At 37.9% G+C, this 18,099-nt stretch carries 15 protein-coding genes; 4 read left to right on the top strand and 11 right to left on the bottom strand.

Going from position 1 to position 18,099, the window contains the following annotated elements; translation table 11 throughout:
- The first annotated feature begins 56 nt into the window (after positions 1-56).
- Together mtgA and ppk1 are read left to right on the top strand one after the other, a co-directional pair.
- Positions 57-731: a monofunctional biosynthetic peptidoglycan transglycosylase gene (gene mtgA, locus H2677_RS11080; RefSeq protein ID WP_004912643.1), complete on the top strand. Its 675-nt coding sequence runs from the start codon at positions 57-59 to the stop codon at positions 729-731.
- A gap of 110 nt (positions 732-841) precedes the next feature.
- Positions 842-2,920, top strand: coding sequence for a polyphosphate kinase 1 (ppk1, locus tag H2677_RS11075; protein ID WP_004912640.1), 2,079 nt, complete (start codon positions 842-844; stop codon positions 2,918-2,920).
- A 56-nt stretch (positions 2,921-2,976) separates the two neighbouring features.
- Here the strand turns inward: ppk1 and H2677_RS11070 are convergent, their stop codons facing one another.
- The 5 genes from H2677_RS11070 to H2677_RS11050 form a co-directional block, all read right to left on the bottom strand.
- Positions 2,977-4,020, bottom strand: a complete 1,044-nt coding sequence (locus tag H2677_RS11070; protein ID WP_212638555.1) for an NAD(P)H-dependent flavin oxidoreductase — start codon at positions 4,018-4,020, stop codon at positions 2,977-2,979.
- A 279-nt stretch (positions 4,021-4,299) separates the two neighbouring features.
- The gene (gene cydB / locus H2677_RS11065; RefSeq protein WP_212638554.1) at positions 4,300-5,301 is read right to left on the bottom strand and encodes a cytochrome d ubiquinol oxidase subunit II; all 1,002 of its coding nucleotides are present in this window, start codon (positions 5,299-5,301) and stop codon (positions 4,300-4,302) included.
- 2 nt (positions 5,302-5,303) lie between these two features.
- Positions 5,304-6,737: a cytochrome ubiquinol oxidase subunit I gene (locus H2677_RS11060; RefSeq protein ID WP_212638553.1), complete on the bottom strand. Its 1,434-nt coding sequence runs from the start codon at positions 6,735-6,737 to the stop codon at positions 5,304-5,306.
- A 146-nt stretch (positions 6,738-6,883) separates the two neighbouring features.
- On the bottom strand, positions 6,884-7,315 hold the full coding sequence (locus tag H2677_RS11055) for a DUF2946 domain-containing protein (RefSeq protein ID WP_004956199.1): 432 nt from the start codon (positions 7,313-7,315) through the stop codon (positions 6,884-6,886).
- Positions 7,316-7,518: 203 nt separating this feature from the next.
- A complete protein-coding gene (locus tag H2677_RS11050) occupies positions 7,519-8,220 on the bottom strand; it encodes a VIT1/CCC1 transporter family protein (RefSeq protein ID WP_099948972.1) in 702 nt (233 codons plus the stop codon).
- Positions 8,221-8,450: 230 nt separating this feature from the next.
- Between H2677_RS11050 and H2677_RS11045 the strand changes: the two genes are divergently transcribed.
- Both H2677_RS11045 and wecB read left to right on the top strand, forming a co-directional pair.
- Positions 8,451-9,665 carry a tetratricopeptide repeat protein gene (locus tag H2677_RS11045; protein WP_212638552.1) on the top strand — a complete coding sequence of 405 codons (1,215 nt, stop codon included), beginning with the start codon at positions 8,451-8,453 and terminating at the stop codon, positions 9,663-9,665.
- A gap of 2 nt (positions 9,666-9,667) precedes the next feature.
- Positions 9,668-10,798 (top strand): non-hydrolyzing UDP-N-acetylglucosamine 2-epimerase, encoded by a 1,131-nt coding sequence (gene wecB, locus H2677_RS11040; protein ID WP_168154179.1) that lies wholly within the window; start codon positions 9,668-9,670, stop codon positions 10,796-10,798.
- 1 nt (position 10,799) lies between these two features.
- Here the strand turns inward: wecB and H2677_RS11035 are convergent, their stop codons facing one another.
- The 6 genes from H2677_RS11035 to H2677_RS11010 form a co-directional block, all read right to left on the bottom strand.
- Entirely contained in the window at positions 10,800-11,699 is a 900-nt protein-coding gene (locus tag H2677_RS11035; RefSeq protein WP_407929287.1) for a hypothetical protein, read from the bottom strand.
- On the bottom strand, positions 11,677-13,515 hold the full coding sequence (locus tag H2677_RS11030) for a hypothetical protein (protein ID WP_212638551.1): 1,839 nt from the start codon (positions 13,513-13,515) through the stop codon (positions 11,677-11,679). The genes H2677_RS11035 and H2677_RS11030 overlap by 23 nt, the downstream gene beginning before the upstream one ends.
- A complete protein-coding gene (locus H2677_RS11025; protein ID WP_212638550.1) occupies positions 13,515-14,765 on the bottom strand; it encodes a glycosyltransferase family 2 protein in 1,251 nt (416 codons plus the stop codon). The genes H2677_RS11030 and H2677_RS11025 overlap by 1 nt, the downstream gene beginning before the upstream one ends.
- A complete protein-coding gene (locus H2677_RS11020) occupies positions 14,752-15,654 on the bottom strand; it encodes a hypothetical protein (RefSeq protein ID WP_212638549.1) in 903 nt (300 codons plus the stop codon). Before H2677_RS11020 ends, H2677_RS11025 begins: the two co-directional genes overlap by 14 nt.
- Complete coding sequence (locus H2677_RS11015) at positions 15,654-16,397, bottom strand: hypothetical protein (protein WP_212638548.1); 744 nt, start codon at positions 16,395-16,397, stop codon at positions 15,654-15,656. The genes H2677_RS11020 and H2677_RS11015 overlap by 1 nt, the downstream gene beginning before the upstream one ends.
- Before the next feature lie 201 nt (positions 16,398-16,598).
- The gene (locus H2677_RS11010; RefSeq protein ID WP_212638547.1) at positions 16,599-18,041 is read right to left on the bottom strand and encodes a cryptochrome/photolyase family protein; all 1,443 of its coding nucleotides are present in this window, start codon (positions 18,039-18,041) and stop codon (positions 16,599-16,601) included.
- Between the last annotated feature and the right edge of the window lie 58 nt (positions 18,042-18,099).

Below are 18,099 nucleotides of genomic sequence, written 5' to 3'. Positions count from 1 at the left end.
ATCAATATAAAAAACAGCTTAGCATGAATTCGTTGCCCTAGGAGTGATGCACTTTAATGAAAGCCTTTTTAGCACGTGCAGTAATGTTGATTATTGGAGTGATACTCCTCATCCAACTTTGGATCTTTGCAAGTTTAGTTTGGTGGAGAACCAATCCAGTTGAAACCACAATGTTTATGCGCTTGGACTATTGGTCTGATATGAAGCCAATTCAGCAAGATTGGCGAGATTATGATGAGATTAGTGACAACTTTAAGCACGCGATTCTTGCAGCCGAAGATGCGAAGTTTGTACATCATCATGGATTCGATTGGGCAGGTATCCAACATGCTTTAGAACGTAATAATGAGAAGGGTGAAGTGGTTGCAGGTGGATCAACGATTTCGCAACAATTGGCAAAAAACCTATTTTTATACAACCAACGTTCGTTTATTCGCAAAGGACAGGAAGCAGTTGCAACTTGGATGATGGAGCGGATGTGGTCAAAGCGCCGAATTTTAGAGGTATATATGAACTCTGTAGAATTTGGTGAAAATATTTATGGGGTTGAAGCTGCAACACAATATTATTATGGGAAAAGTTCAAAAAGCTTAACACGTGAACAAGCCGCATTTTTAGCAGCGTTGTTACCAAATCCTAAGTATTATCAAGATCATCGTAATGACCGTAAGTTGCAATATCGCAAACGCGTCATATTGAGATATATGAATGGAACACAGCTTCCAGAATAATCCGATCGATTAAAAAAGCTCAATATTTTTGGGCTTTTTTACCAAATTGACATAAATTTGCAGCATACTTAAATTATCAGTAGATGAATGCATAAATAACAAGGTTCAGTATGAATACGGCAGTGACGACAACAACGCCAATAGAATATAGTTACAACGATCGTTATATTAATCGCGAATTATCCATCCTCGATTTCCATTTACGTGTCTTGGAACAGGCTGTCGACCCACTTCATCCGTTATTGGAACGTATGAATTTCTTACTGATCTTTTCCCGCAATTTAGATGAGTTTTTTGAAATTCGTGTTGCAGGCATGATGGAGCAGTTAACTCTGGGCAATGAAAGTCGCACACCAGATGGCTTAACTCCAAAGCAAGTTTTAGATCAAATCTCTGTGACTGCTCATGCTGCAATTGAACGACAATATCGAATTCTAAACGAGCAAATCTTGCCTAAGTTGCGTGAAGAAGACATTTGTTTCCTACGCCGTGGTGAGTTGACACCTGCACAGTCAGCATGGATTAAAAAGTATTTTCAAGAGCAAGTCGCTCCTGTGTTAACGCCAATTAGTCTTGATCCAGCGCATCCATTTCCTCGTTTAGTGAATAAAAGTCTTAACTTTATCGTGACCTTGGAAGGTAAAGATGCTTTTGGTCGTCAAATTGATCTAGCTGTCGTACCTGCACCGCGCTCATTACCGCGTGTGGTTCGTTTACCTGATGAACTGACAGGTGGAAAAGAACATCATGTCATGCTATCTGCGATTATTCATGAGCATGTATCTGATTTATTCCCTGGTATGACAGCGACGGGTTGTTATCAGTTCCGTGTAACACGTAATGCCGATTTAGCACTTAATGAAGATGTTGAAGACTTAGCGAAAGCCTTAAAAGGTGAGTTAAGTTCTCGTCGTTTTGGTCGTGCTGTACGTTTAGAAGTAACTCATAATTGTCCAAAACACATCTATGAATATTTGTTAGATGAATTTGATCTAAATGAAGAACAACTTTATCGTGTAGACGGTCCTGTAAATTTGGCGCGTTTGTTGTCTAATTTTAAACGTCCACATTTACGATATGATTCCCACACACCAATTATTCCAAAAGCATTCAAGAAATCCGAAAGTGTGTTTTCTGCGATGCAAAAGCAAGATATTTTGCTGCATCATCCATTCGAATCTTTTGCACCTGTAATTCAATTATTACGTGAAGCAGCACGTGATCCACAAGTGCTTGCAATTAAGCAGACTTTATATCGAAGTGGTGCTGATTCTGAAATTGTTCAGGTACTTGCTGAAGCTGCACGGAATGGTAAAGAAGTCACAGCAGTAATTGAATTGCGTGCTCGTTTTGATGAAGAGTCAAACATCGAGGTTGCAAACGTTTTGCAAGAAGCGGGTGCGGTCGTTGTATACGGCATCGTAGGCTACAAAACACATGCCAAAATGATCTTAGTTGTGCGTCGTGAGAATAATAAACTAGTCCGTTATGTTCATTTAGGGACAGGTAATTACCATGCAACCAATGCCCGTATCTATACGGACTATGGTTTGATGACGACAGACAAAGATTTATGTGAAGACGTACATCGCATATTCCAAGAGTTAACTGGCATGGGCAAAATGGCGAAGCCGAAGAAGCTCTTGCATGCTCCATTTACTTTACATGCTCAATTGATTAACTATATTGATGATGAAATTGCTAATGCAAAAGCAGGTAAGCCAGCTCAAATCATTGTCAAAGTAAATGCTTTAACTGAAGTTCAATTGATCAATAAATTGTATGAGGCATCTCAAGCTGGTGTTCAGATTGACTTAATTATTCGTTCGATTTGCTGTTTACGTCCAGGTTTACCGAACTTGTCAGAAAATATACGTGTCCGTTCGATCGTTGGACGTTTCTTAGAACATACCCGTGTTTATTACTTTAGCAATAATGGAAATCCACGTATTTATTGTTCAAGTGCAGACTGGATGGATCGTAATTTATTCAACCGTGTTGAAGCTTGTTTCCCAATTGAAGACCCTGCATTGAAAAAACGTATTTATCAACAAGGTCTGCTTAACTATTTGAAAGATAACCAGCAAGCATGGTTATTGCAAGGTGATGGTGTTTGGGAGCGCGCTAAACCTGCGGAAGGTGAGGAGCTACATAATGCTCAACACACATTGTTAGACTTGATTAAATAAGCATTAAAAAACCGATCTTTAATAGATCGGTTTTTTAATTCTGCCTTGATCAGTACTTAATATGATTTCATTTCTAAAACCAATTGGTTAATGAGATCAGCTGCTTCAAGTTCACGAATTTGTGCAACGTTACTGCCTGCCCAAAATGCATTGTAGCCAAATTCTTGTTGTTTGTTGGCAATAGCCATCAGTTGTTTGGTTAGATCATAAGTGTATGGGTAGGCTGGAACTTTTGGTCGCTGTGGTGAGTCAATTTCTGTATGCCATGTGCCCAATAAGCCACGTGCAGGGCGACCAGATAAACTCGCACTGATCTGAGTGATTTTTTGACTAAACAATGCTTTTCGATAAGCCGCATTTGCACTTGAACTTTTACATTGAACAAATGCGGTTCCAAGTTGAACAGCTACAGCTCCCGCTTTCAGCATCTGCTTAGCTTGATCACCATTCATAATACCGCCTGCAGCAATCACAGGTATTTTGCAATGTTTTGAAATTAAGCTCACCAAATCAAAAGTTTTAATAGCTGCATCAAATTCTTGATTAAAAATACCGCGATGTCCTCCAGCTTCTATACCTTGAGCGATGATCAAATCTATACCAGCAGCTTCAATGGCTTGGGCTTCAATTAAATTTGTTGCAGAAACCATGGTGATAATGCCTGCTTGTTTTAGTGCAGAAATTTGATGAGCTTTGGGAATGCCGAAATGGAAACTGACAGCTTTGGGTTGGGTTTGTAAAACAATATCCAAATAATCATCGCTGTCTAAAAAGCTAGGATATATACAATTCAGTTGTTGGGGTGGTTGTGCATCAAATTTTTCAAAATGAGGGCGTAGGTAGTTGATCCATTGTTGTGATACATCTTGATCAAGCTGTTCAGATTGATGACAAAAGAAGTTCAGCTGAAAAGGTTTATCAGTTAATGATTGAGTTTTAATAATCTGTTCTTTAGCTGCTTCAGGTGTGTTTGCACCTAACCCAAGAGCACCAAGAGCGCCTTGGTTAGACACCTCCGCTGCAAGTTCAGGTGTGGAAACACCAGCCATTGGTGAAATAAAAATGGGATGTTTAATTTCTAATAATTCTAAAATAGTCATATTCTTTACCTACATCATTTTTATTCAACATAGCTTAAATGCTTAAAAAATGGCAAATAATAATGGCTATTTCTTTAAAGAATGATCAAAACTTATGTTATTTAAATAGATATAAAGATGCTTGGCTAACTGTGTAGCCAAACATCAAAACATTGGATTAAGAATAAGCCAGCATGAGCAAAGCCTTAAATATGCCTGCGATCAAAGCTAGACCTAAAAAGCCAACAAACCAAAGCCCAATAAACCATTTTACTTGTGAAGATTTCATTTGATTTAACCTCAATGATAGCCTTGGTCACCAACACGAACTTTATCTCTAAAAATCCAGTAACCCCAAAAGGTGTATGCCAAAATGATCGGAATCATCACGACAGCACCAATTAATGCAAACATTTGACTATTTCGTGGCGCAGCAGCTTCCCAAATCGTAACTGATGGGGGAATGATGTTGGGCCATAAAGTAATCACAAAGCCTGAGTAGGCGAGGAACATCAGCACTAGTGTGTAGAGAAAAGGCTTATGTTCATTTCGGTTTAGGCAAGCTCGCCAAGTTAATACGGTAAAAATAATCACCAAGATTGGAACAGGGCTAAAATAAATCAGTTGTGGCACAGTAAACCATTTCGCTGCAATTGCAGGTTGGCTATAAGGTGTATATAAACTGACAGCAGCAAAAATAATGAATAAAGCAATAATTAATTTTGGCATCAGCTCATACATTTTCTCTTGTAGACCATCATCAGTTTTCAAAATTAACCAACCACAGCCTAATGCAGCATACATCACGACCACACCTATGCCTGTAAACATAGAAAATGGGGTAAACCAGTCAAAACTACCACCAACGAATATTCCATTTTCAGTTTTTAAGCCCTGAATATATGCACCTAAAATCATTCCTTGGAGAAAACTAGCAATCGTGGAACCTCCGATGAATGCAAAGTCCCAGAGTGCTTTGGTACGATTGGCCTTGAATCTAAACTCAAAAGCGACACCCCTAAAAATAAGGGCAATCACCATGAGCGTAATCGGCATATATAAGGCAGAAAGCACAGTGGCATAAACGATTGGGAAGGCAGCAAAAAGACCTGCTCCTCCTAATACCATCCATGTTTCATTGCCATCCCAAACAGGTGCAACCGTATTCATCATGACATCACGTTCTTGTTTATCCTGAATAAAGGGAAACAAAATACCGATGCCAAGATCAAAACCATCTAGAACAACATATATCAAAACACCTAATGCAATAATCATTGCCCAGATCAGTGAAATATCCATGCTTATTCTCCTTTCTCATGATCATTGGATTCAAGACGTTCATCTACTGCACTGAGTGGGCGCATTGGTGTTTTAAAATGCCCAACACCACCTTGTTCCTCTATCGGTGTATGAATAAATTGTGGTCCTTTGTGCATGAGTTTGAAGATGTAATAGATGCCTGTACCAAATACAACAGTATAAACAATGACAAAAATAATCAGGGTAATACCGACTTGATCAGCTGATACGCTAGACAGCGCATCTTTGGTTCGTAACACACCATAAACAACCCATGGTTGGCGACCTAGCTCGGTCGTAAACCATCCTGCTAACAATGCGATATAGCCTGTAGGTCCCATGATTAATGCAAATTTATGGAACCACTTTTTCTCGAATAACTGTTGCTTCTTGCGAAGTAAAAAACCAATCAAAGCGAGTAGAACCATGAGTGTGCCGAGACCCACCATGATACGGAAACTCCAAAATACCAAAGTCGAATTTGGACGATCTTCTGGTGCAAACTCTTTAAGACCTTTAACTTGACCATCTAGACTGTGAGTTAAAATGAGACTACCTAGATAAGGAATCCCAACTGCATATTTGGTCGTTTCAGCTTGCATATCAGGGATACCAAATAAATACAGAGGCATCGCTTCATCTACATTGGTTTCCCAATGTCCTTCCATTGCAGCTAATTTTGCTGGTTGATGCTTTAAAGTATTTAGACCGTGATGATCTCCAATCAAAACTTGTGCAGGTGCAGCAAATAGAATCATCCACATAGCCATAGAAAATGATTTTTTAATTAAAGCATCCCGACGACCACGTAATAGATGCCAAGCAGCAGTTGCTGCAACAACCAAAGCTGAAACTAGAAAAGCTGCAACAGCCATATGTGCAAATCGGTAAGGGAAGGAAGGATTAAATACGATGGCAAACCAATCAGTCGGCACAATAATGCCATTTTCTATTGCAAAACCTTGAGGTGTTTGCATCCAACTATTTGAAGATAAGATCCAAAACATTGAAATACATGTACCTACAGCAACCATAAATGTAGCAAAAAAGTGTGCCTTTTCACTGACACGCCCCCAGCCAAATAGCATGACGCCGAGAAAGCCTGCCTCTAGGAAAAAGGCAGAAAGCACCTCATAGGTTAACAGTGGGCCAGTTACACTGCCCGCAATCCGAGAAAATTCACTCCAGTTAGTGCCAAACTGATAGCTCATGACTACCCCAGAAACGACACCCATACCAAAAGTGACAGCGAAAATTTTTAACCAATATTTATATAAATCTTGATAAATTGGATTGTGACTTCTAAGCCATTTCCACTCTAGTACAGCGAGAAAACAAGCGAGACCAATCGAGGTTGCAGGAAAAATAATATGAAAGGAAACTGTAAAAGCGAACTGGATTCGTGCCAGTTCTAATGCTGTTAAGCCTAAATCCATGATGAATCCTCCATTTCGCTGATAAAAATATTTTGATTAACAGAGTGAAAGAGTGCTTTTTTAAGGCTGTGTGTAACACGCTCTTGCTGAAAATCAGCAAAAGAAAAATGATTAAGCATAGATAAACTCACATTCTCAATAATTGATTAAATAAATGAATACATTGAGAACGTGGAGGGCGGGGCTCGACCTTGAGGGATGAGAAATAGACGTTGTAGTGAAAAGAAGAAACCAATAAATACTTGATACAAATGCAAGTATCGGACTTGTACACGCACGAATACTTCTTTAATCCCAAGTGTGGGTGGAGCAACTAAGTGTCCATAAAAGAAACAAAAAGGACATTGGTGATTAAGATCGTGATGGTGCTGATCAGAATGAGAATCTGCTTGAGGCTGATCTAGATGTAAACTGTGGTGATCAGTGTGTAAAACCTGTTCCGAATGTAGATGTAATTTTTGTTTTATTTGGGTAGACAGAAGCAAAACAGTCTCACATGCAGGGGAAATTTGATATTCCTCTGGCAATAAAGGCTGTAAAAAAACAGCGATCTGTAATGCTATTGTTGCAAAAGCCAACAATATCCCAAGTCGATGTATCAAGACACTTCTCTACATTGGACATCTCAAACCAGAAAGTTAGTTTTTGATTAATTCAGACCATCAAACTAGGCTTTCTGCTATATGTCATCATACACCTAATTTTGAAAAAAATCTTAATGATGCTTGGGATATATTATTAATTTGTAGTTTGATTGATTGGTCAAAATAAAATGGCTATCTTACAAGGGCTGCACATTAAATAATGAGCCTACCCAACTAGAAAATGCCATTGCAATCACGCCCCAAATCACTATTCTTAGGCTCCCTTTAAGCATCGATGTGCGTGCAAAATAACTAGATAAAGCACCTAGAACTGCCAAAGACAGAACACCCGTAATTAAAACAGTTTTTGATACCCATTCATTTGAACTTAATAAAATAGCGAGCATGGGGAGTGCTGCACCACATGAAAATGATGCGGCGGAAGATAATGCTGCTTGAAGGGGATTTGCTGCTGTATTTTCGTGAATTCCAATTTCATCGCGAGCATGTGCGCCAAGTGCATCATGTGCAGTTAATTGAGTTGCAACCTCATGTGCAAGTTCAGGATTTAAACCCCGTGAGATATAGATTTCAGTCAGTTCTTTTAATTCAGCATGAGGGTTTTTCTCAAGTTCTTTAGCTTCTCTTCGAAGATCAGATGTTTCTATATCTTCTTGTGACTTAACCGAAATATATTCTCCTGCAGCCATAGATGTAGCACCTGAGATTAATCCTGCGATACAGGTAATCAATAAAGTATGAGAACTAACACCGCTTGCAGCTACCCCCATAACTAAACTAGTGACGGAGATGATTCCATCATTCGCCCCAAGAACTGCGGCACGCAGCCACCCTGAACGTTGCATAACATGAAGTTCTGAATGATGTGAATGTGACATAGGCTTACTCTTAATTAATCAATATTGTTCAAAATATTAAAGTCATTTATCTGTGATTATTGCTAAATTTTTCAATGATTCATCAACTTATCATACTTATAAAATAACTTATTTTAACGATACCGTGATGTTCTCTTGGTTATAATATGTGAATAATTTGACATTTTAATGCTTTGATTCTTCTTTAAATAAAAGATTGATCTTGAGTTTCTTTAGAGTTGAGATAATAGATGAACAATTCCAAGAAAAAGCCCATAATTTTTACATTACTTCTGATTGGTTCGGTGTTGCCAATACAACATATCTTTGCAGCTACAACTCAGTATGTTCAAGAGGGGGATGCAGATTATAAGCCTGGTAATCCGATTTATGATCGTTGGGATCGTTTTTATCAACTTGAGCAGAGTCAACCTGAGCAGGCTGAAAAAATCCTGATGGAATTAAGTGAACTCACACCCAATGATGCGAAAGTCTGGAAAAGTTTAACTTACCTTCAGATTCGGCTGAATAAACAAAATGAAGCATTACTTAGTGTGCAAAAAGCATCTCAGCTTTTGCCTCAAGAGGATCAACTCAAGTTACAAGAAGCGTATTTGCTGAATCAACTCAAACGTGACAACGATGCTTTACCCATTTTTAAAAGTTTAACTCAATCATCTGATATAGAGATCGCAACTAAAGCTCAAGAGGCAGTTAAGAATTTGAGTGGACCTCAAGTGAAGCCTATTTTCAAAGATATTTATTTTGCTCCATCTTACGAATCTCGTTACGATGATTTTATATTTCCTTTAAAAATGCGTTATGGGAAAAACTTACAAAATGGTCGTGCTCAAATCTATGGTTTCTTGAATCTGAATCGAGATACTAAATCTAAAGGTGGTATACGTCCTGAGATTATTGATGAAAATGCTGTAACGGTTGGAGTTGGAGCAAATTATCAACCGTGGATTTCACTACCCATTCGTGCATATGTAGAAGTAGGTGGTAGTTATGATCTAATTGATCGTAATCGTGATAAATTCCGTGAAAGTGTTGTTGGTGGTGTAACGGGATATCAAGAATGGTATGCAAATCCCGCACTGGAGCAGAGGACTGTTTGGAATGATTATTTCACGGATTTATATGGGAATGTTGCGAGTTATTCTCGTGAAGATTACAACGTGATAGCTGATTTTAGACTGAGATCTGGTTTGAATGTTTATCGTGGTGAGTTAGGTACAGTACAAGCTTATGGAAAGTTGCATACTTTAGCTGATTCTAAAGGTGAGAATTACAATAATTTATTTGAATATGGTGCAGGCGTTGCATGGCAACCATTTAATTACCTTCCAGTAAAATTACGAGTTGAACGTTTATATGGGCATTATTTTAAAGATGCATTCGCAGATGGTACAGAAAACTATAACAACACCCGTACTGAACTTGTTTTCTATAAGGATTTCTAATAATGAAAAAATTAATCTCAATTGTTTTTGGTACGCGTCCTGAATTAATTAAATTGGCGCCTGTAATTTTAAAAGCTCAGCAAGATTCACGTTTTGATGTAGAAGTGATATTCACAGGACAGCATGATGAACTCGTCCGTGATGCAATTGACTTTTTTCAAATTAAAATCACACATCGGCTAAAAATGATGAATGCTGGTCAAAGTTTGAATCAACTGCTTATTCAAGGTCTCACTCAGCTCGAAACGATATTGACTGATGGAAAACAGCGTCATGCAGTCATAATCCAAGGTGATACGAGTACCGTATTAGCAGCTGGATTGGTAGCATTTTCCATGAGAATACCTGTTGCTCATGTTGAAGCAGGATTGCGATCTTTTGATCTTGATCATCCATTTCCTGAAGAAGGTAATCGTCAACTAGTCTCCCGCATTACAAAATGGCATTTTGCTCCCACTGAGCAATCAAAGCAAAATTTATTGCAAGAACATATACCTGCTAAAGACATTACAGTTACAGGTAATACTGTGGTTGATGCAGTTTATTTGGGGCGCGCGTTAATTCATCAAGATGCAGCAGAACTAAACTATTTAAAACAACATCAGCTCAATTTTTCAGAAAAAGATCGTGTGGTTTTGATTACTGCTCATCGACGTGAAAATTTTGGTGAAGGTATAATGAATATTTGCCATGCAGTTGAACATATTGCTACTAAATTTAAGGATGTTCATTTTGTATGGCCTGTTCATTTAAATCCTGCTGTACATGATGTTGTACATGCTAAATTTAGTGATCATCCACAAATACATTTAGTTAAACCACTTGATTATCCAAGTTTACTTGCTGTTATTGATAAAGCTGAGTTTATTTTGACGGATTCAGGTGGATTACAAGAAGAAAGTCCATCATTTCATAAACCTGTTTTGATTTTACGTGGCACCACTGAAAGACCTGAAGTGGTTGAGGTAGGAGCAGGTATTTTAGTTGGAACAGATCAAGAAAAAATTATTCAAGAATCTGAGAAATTGTTAACGGATGCTGAACATTACCGAAAAATGGCAGAGGCACCAAATCCATTTGGTGACGGTAAAGCTTCATTAAGAATTTTGGATCAAATTGCTTTAGACGAATGATTTAGGCTGTGGTCTGTGGTGAAGATGAGTTGTAATGTAACTTATACCACAGCGCTACGGCATATACAGTCCAACGATTCATATAGTGAGGACCATCAAAAATATAAACTCTTTGGCCTTCATAGGCTTTCAATTGTTCAATGATTTCCCAAGGATAGGCAGCACGAAATTGTCCATATTTCGCAGGTCGAAATGCCTCTAAGACAATAATAATATTTTCTTTGCCAAACTCATTTTGCAATTTAACCAGTAACTCTTTAGCTTCTTGTGGATTACGTGTTCCAACGCCAACACCATCTTGGAAAAATACCCCTGTTTGTTCTGGTAGCCAGCTTTTTAACCAAACATCTAAATATTTAGATGTTTGTTCACCGCTGTAAATACTAATCCAACGAGGAGTAGGGAGTTGTTTGACTGCTTGAGCAAGTGCATCAACATGTAGCCAAGTTGGATCGGCTTCGACTGGAAAATAGTAACCTTTTAATAATGTTTTATCCGAGTTTTGAACAATTTGAATTGAGTCTTGAGCAAGGGATTGTATATTCGAGCGTGCAACGGTTTCATTGTATTCTCCAGCGAGCCCAAGAATAATATTCTTTGCCCAAGGTTCTTGTTGGAGTTCATTTAGATCAAATTGGTTCTCCCATTTCGGAAAACCAATATCATGTGATAGCCAAGATTTAGATTGCACAACTGACCATTGGGGAACAAAAGTTGTTACACCGAGTAACTCCCAATTCCCATGTGGTGGAGATGTTGCTAAGTCAGGTTGCCAAAACATGCCTTCAATATGAGGGGCGGATGCTGTAGATTCCGCCACATTCATGCAACCTGTAAAGATCATTGCAACAGCAAATAAAATGCTTAAATGCATCGGTTTAATCATTATGTTTTTTAGCATTTCGATTTTTTCGCCAGTACCAAAAGAAGATAGCCAATATAAGTAGTGTTGAGATCACAAGCACAACAATAAAAAATGAAGATTGCTGAACGAGAGGCGCTTTCTGATTTCCTACAATAATTTTTTGTAGTACATGAATTTGACCATTTTCAGAAACAAAAAGTTTGCTTACGTTATTTGGAATACTATGTTGGATTTTGCCCCATAAACGCATAAAACTTTGTGCGCCTTGGGCTGAGTCCGTAATGATATAAAAGCGGTTTTTTTCAAAACTTACGATAAAGCCTTTTTGCGCAGCTGGTTGATAAATTGAGTCTTGGTGCATCAAAACTTGCTGGCGGTAAATATTAGGATTGACTTGAATGTTGATGAGTTCTGGTTGAGTTGAGCTGTAGCGAACAATATCAAGAGGCACAGGTGCAGCTGTCATCAACATATTTTTTGCAACTTGACTGGTGATAATCGCCATACCTAAGGCACCAGAATTACGGTCTATTGCAATGGTTGGATTACTAGCGAAGGTCATGGAAAGTGCAGAAACACCATTCTTAATTTTATGAGGCAGTTGAATGTTAGATTTATTTGCATCTATCCAAAGTGATCCATGAGCATTCGGTAAGCATTGAGCATTTGCAATAATTGAGTTTTCAAGACGAAGATTAAAATTAGTATCTTTGGAGATTGTTTTTGCGAAGAAGTTGAATTGTCGATTGACAGGATCAGAATCAAGTTCAGCCGTTTTTAAACTTCCAGCTAATCCATTATCAATCCAAGCCGTTATATTGGAACCTTCAAGTAAACCACTTTGTACTCGTAATGCAATTTGTCCCTGTAAAATGTCCGTAGGTTGCCATACAGCAGGGAAATCTAAATATAAATTCTTTTCTGCTTGATTGAGTCGAAAATCTTCAATTCCTAAATCTGCTAAGGTTTTTATATTTTTTAATTCTGCCCACTTCGGTGCAGAAAGTTGAATTGGTAGTGCAGTTGCAGAAGTATCAAGTTGTGTTAAATAACTAGGATTGATTAAACCGTGAATTGCTGCGATTAATTCTTCAGGTTTATGGTAAGTGATTTGTAAGATTGGGAGTTCATTTGCTGCTGATATTTGTGCATAAGCACCACCTTTAAGCGGTGTAGAGGAATATATTGTTTCAATCACAAAATTAGCTGTTTGATTAGCAGGAGCGCTTTGTTCAAACCAACGAATCGGTGTGACCGATGACCATGAACTGGTCAAACGAGCTAACATTGATGATTCAATGATCTGATCAGGGTTAAATTTTAATACCCCAACGAATGGGGCGGATCGTACAATTTGAGGGTTAAATAGTGCGTCTGGCAAATCCTTTAGACGATATATAGGGCGATGACGCGTGTACTCAATTTTTGAGTTACTTAGATATGTTACCTGATCTACATCTTCAGAACAGAACGTAACTCGATTGGCGGCAGGAGAAGTTGGTGGAGAATACTGCTGTAAAATAAAATCTAAACGATGAAAGCCGCTTTTACTCGCTGGAATATTAAATGAAAGTTGTCCAGCACCATTTAACGTCGTGTTATAAATTAATTTATCATCATATTTGACCAATAAAGTGGTGTTGTTTTCAGTCGCATACTGTGTAGAAAAGGTCGTATTTTTCCATTCTGAACCTTTTCCGACATAGAAATAGTGTGGCTCAACAGTATATTTATTGGATGTATTGATATCTTCAAAATTCCAAATTTCAGCCATGCTTAAGGGCGCAGCAAAAAAAACAGAGCTAGCAAGCAGTGCTTGGAAAAGGTGATTTGTTTTAAGTTCTATTTTCATTACTTTTTCTCTTTACTACGTTCAGTTTTGTACCATTGCAAGGTGTTTCCTTGAATCTTGTTTTTGATCATTTCATAGGCAGCTTTAAAGACAATAAACAAGAAAATTTGGGAATAACTTACATAGGATAAGACTGAATAAATGTATAACTCAGCTTTTGCTTTTTCTAATGACAAAGTAAACCACATTTGCGCAACATATAAGCAAAACGAGAGCGCCCAAAGTTGAGTGAAAGGACCAGGAACAGTTATATCAGCTATGCCTAAAAGTCCTAAAGCGAGTGTAATATGGCTCCAGATAAGTGCTGGAACAAACATTACATAACACATGATGTTGTTAAAAATTTCGATGCCAATCGGAAATGGTCTACGTAATGCGATGGGTAAGTATTTACTAGTCACATAAAAATTACCTTGAGTCCAACGTGAACGTTGTTTGATAAATACACTTAAAGAGGGAGGGTCTTGTTGCCAACCGATCGCATAAGGAACCCATTTAATTCGTTTTTGACCTAAGAAAATTCGGAAGCTCATTTCGGTGTCGTCTACTAAGGACTTTTCATCAAAGCCGCCTAGTGTTTCGAGAGCATCACGCCAAATCACATAATTCGTGCCCATAAGTGTCGATAGTTCGAAACGTTGCCATCGGCCACCTTGGAAAATCCATTGGAAAAAAATGAATTCAATTGCAATAAAACGTGTAAGAATGCTATCGCGCCAGTTACGAGTGCGTACTTTCCCATTAACTGCCACTAATTTTCTATCTGCTAATAAGGTTTGGGCTAGCAAACGAACACAGTCAGGCTCAGGTGTACTGTCAGCATCATAGACAACAATTAATTCACCCTTTGCATGGGGTAGACCATTATTAAGTGTTCTTGATTTTCCTTTACCCCCCATACCTTTGGGTACATTGACAATTTTAATGCAGGGGTATATCCCTGCCATACGCTCTGCAATTTCTAAAGTATTGTCTTTCGAGCCATCATTAATGAGTAGTACTTCATAGGCATGTGCTGGATAATCTTGTTGTGCGATTGCATGCAAAGTATCTTCAATTACAACACCTTCGTTATAAGCAGGAATCAAGACACTCAAAACTGGCCATCGTTCAGGAACAGGTAGGTTTTCCAGTTCTTTTGCTGCAGTTTTTGAATATTTCCACGCTTGATAACTGAGCCAAGCCCAAAAAGCCTGTGGAATCCAAATACCCAAAAAACCGACTAAAAATAAAATATCAATTGCTGGCATTGGCACGCACCTTTCGAATAATGGCGGCAATCAAAAGCAACAGCAGAATGCCACCTAGAAATAATGAGAGCCATGAAATTGAACTACCAAAGGTACTCAATATGTTGGGATAATTTGTCGCGAAAATAAAATCGAGTGGAATAATCACTATGCTCAAAACAATAAATAAATATCCCAATATGCTCGTATCAATACCGTCAACTGAGCTTTGATAGTCGATGCTATTGAGTTTCCATTGAATCCCCATTTGTGGATACTTGATATTCATTAAGGGGGCATCCGATGGTGGATTAATCACAACTTGATAACCTGCTTCAAAACCTGTGTAGATATTTGTGTTATAGAAATATTGTTGTTGATACTTAATTTCACGGGCGGGTAATGGTAATGCTGCATTCAGTTGAGTTTGAATCAAATAACTGCCCGAGGGTTGTGAGATTAAATTTTCATCCCAACCTGATTGCACGAGCGCCATTAAAGGACGGAGACCTAAGGCTGTAGAAAAGGTTGCTCTTGCAGCAAAATAATTTGGTTGTTCAACCTGATAAATAGCGATAGGAATAGCGCCTTGCTCAACGGCTTTTTTAAGTTTGAAATATTGTCTAAAGCTAAAATGCTGATCAGGAAGAATGATTCCTGGTTTGATACCTTGTTCAATAATACGTTTAAAACTAGGAGATTGAGCTTGATCGATCGTAAAAACAGGCCACCAATGTTGCTGTTGAGGTACGATCATTGCAATTTCTAGAGGAGAGTGTAATGTTGGAGTCGACCTTTCAACTGTACGAATATAGCAACCGTAGTATTGACGATAGAAATACTCCAAAGTTGGATCTGGATATTGATGGGTTGCGATTAGGAAACCACAAATATTCATGATCATTGACATTAGGATTGCTCCTGAATGTTAGGAACAGTATGTAATTGCTTATCGACTTTGAGTTTAACGCTAGGTAATTGTTTTAATTCTTCAATATAATCTGGTAGCTTATCCGTTGTTTCTGCTGGAATTACAATGCTGGCAATTTCATTTAGATCACCATCGATGAAATGATAATTTACATCACCGCATTGATGCGATTTGCTTAGAATATTAAGAATTTTATTTTGAGTTTGCTTCCAAATATCCTCACCTAGCATTTCTTGAATTAATACCGCATTACTAATCTGAATGTCGTAGATAAAATACGTTTGAGTACCTGATATCCTCAAAAGTTTATGAAACTCATGCTTAAAATGTTGTAATGAACTTAATGGGAAAATATCATGACGATAGTTTTTTTCGTAACTTTGAATTGCTTTAAATCGTTTTAGCGCATTTGCAATATTATGGCGAACCGCACTTAGAAATAGTGGTGCCATAGGAATGATAAACAAAAGCAGGAGTTGTCTTTCAATGTGTGTTTGACCTGCTAAATCAAACATAAAATATACAGCGACAGCCAAAAATGCGATCAATCCAATGATTAATGCTGCTCCGATATTAACAAATGCCCCAAGTACTAAAAGTCCAATAATTAGAATCCATCCACCTCGGTAAGTTGCAGGCAACCACTCATATGCCACAATCGCAATGAAGAGATGTGCGGTAATGATCCAGAGCATTAAGGTTTGTGCAGGTGTCGTTTGCATAATTAAAGTTTCTATTCATATGTTTTATGAGAGGTTTTTTTATAAATCTACTCGTTATAAGTATTAAAATTAAATAAATTTACTTTTCTATACAACAATGTAAACAAGGAAGTAGCAATTATGGAAGATTATTTTAAGTTATGTAAACGAGCCTTCTTAGCTAAACGGTTCTTTTTAGTGTAAGAAGGCTATTGGACTAGTTTATGATAATGCTTGGAAAGCTTGAATAGCACGTTCTCGACTGGTTTTTAAGTCAACAATTGGATGGGGATAATCTAATTTCAATGCGGTATTTTGGGCATAAGGCTCATGAATGCGTTTGGCATCTAGTTGAGTTAGTTCTGGTACCCAACGTCGAATATAAACGCCATTTTCATCGAACTTTTGCGATTGGCTAATTGGATTAAAAATTCTGAAATAGGGAGCTGCATCAGTTCCTGTGGATGCACACCATTGCCAACCGCCATTATTTGCAGCTAGATCGCCATCAATCAGGTTTTGCATGAACCATTGCTCACCTTTACGCCAATCAATTAATAGATTTTTAGTCAGGAACATTGCGCAAATCATGCGAACTCGGTTGTGCATCCAACCCGTAGAAAGAAGTTGACGCATACCCGCATCAACAATCGGAATACCTGTTTGTCCTTGTTTCCATTTTTCAAAACCTTCGCTATCTTCACGCCATTGAACATTCTGTGTTGCAGCTTTAAAAGGCAAGTGTTTAGAAACTTGTGGAAAATCAAATAATATATGTTGATAAAACTCACGCCATAATAATTCATTTAACCACGTTTGTTGTCCTTCGGACTGGATAACAAAATCACCTTGTTGATGTCTAAATGCTGCTTGAATGCACTGACGAATTGAAATAATTCCAATATTTAAATGAGCAGAAAGTTGACTAGTTCCTTTAACCGAAGGGTAGTCCCGTAAAGCGTTATATTGAATAATTCGTTTTTCAACAAACTGATTGAGTAGGTTTCTCGAATGTTTTTCACCCACTCGCCATTCACTCGCATTTTTGTCTTTAATTTTGTCAGCATAGTGATTTTGGATGTGCTGTAAATCTGTTTGGTGTAGCTGACAAAAATCAAACTCTATGGGTGCTTGGGTTTCTGGGATTGGATAACACTGAGGTAAACCGAGTTCTAAGCGTTGATAGCAACTTTTTTTGAAAGCACCAAAAACTTGATAGGGTAGATTCGATTGAGTTCGAATACTTGCAACTGGAAACAGCGTTCGATCTTGAAACAGTATCAGTTCTTTTTTTTGACGATTTAAACTTTGTTGTACTTCATTATCGCGTTTGAGTTCATTGAAGCCAAATTCAATATTGGCATACACATTTTCAAATGGTAATTTTTCTGCGAGATCAACAAAAAACTCCGCAATGTCATCCCAAAGAGGCACAGTAAATATGAGTAAAGGGATCTGTAGTTTGGAAAGTTCTGTTTTTAGCTCAAAAAGTTGGCGCAAATAAAAATCAATTTTAATATCCGCATCGTCATGACGTTTCCATTGTTCAGGTGACAGAATACAAATCGCTATACATGGACCATTCTGACGGGCATGCCATAAAGCAGCCTGATCACGGACGCGGAGGTCTTGGCGGAACCAGATTAATTGATAAGTATTTGACATAGCAATTCTATAAAGTTCTTTAAAAATTATTATTTATATTTTATAGGTGCTTGTGTGA

Origin of the sequence: Acinetobacter junii, assembly GCF_018336855.1 — a bacterium.
In the GTDB taxonomy this organism is placed as follows: Bacteria; Pseudomonadota; Gammaproteobacteria; order Pseudomonadales; family Moraxellaceae; genus Acinetobacter; species Acinetobacter junii.
This window is presented reverse-complemented; position numbering and strand designations above follow the sequence as displayed.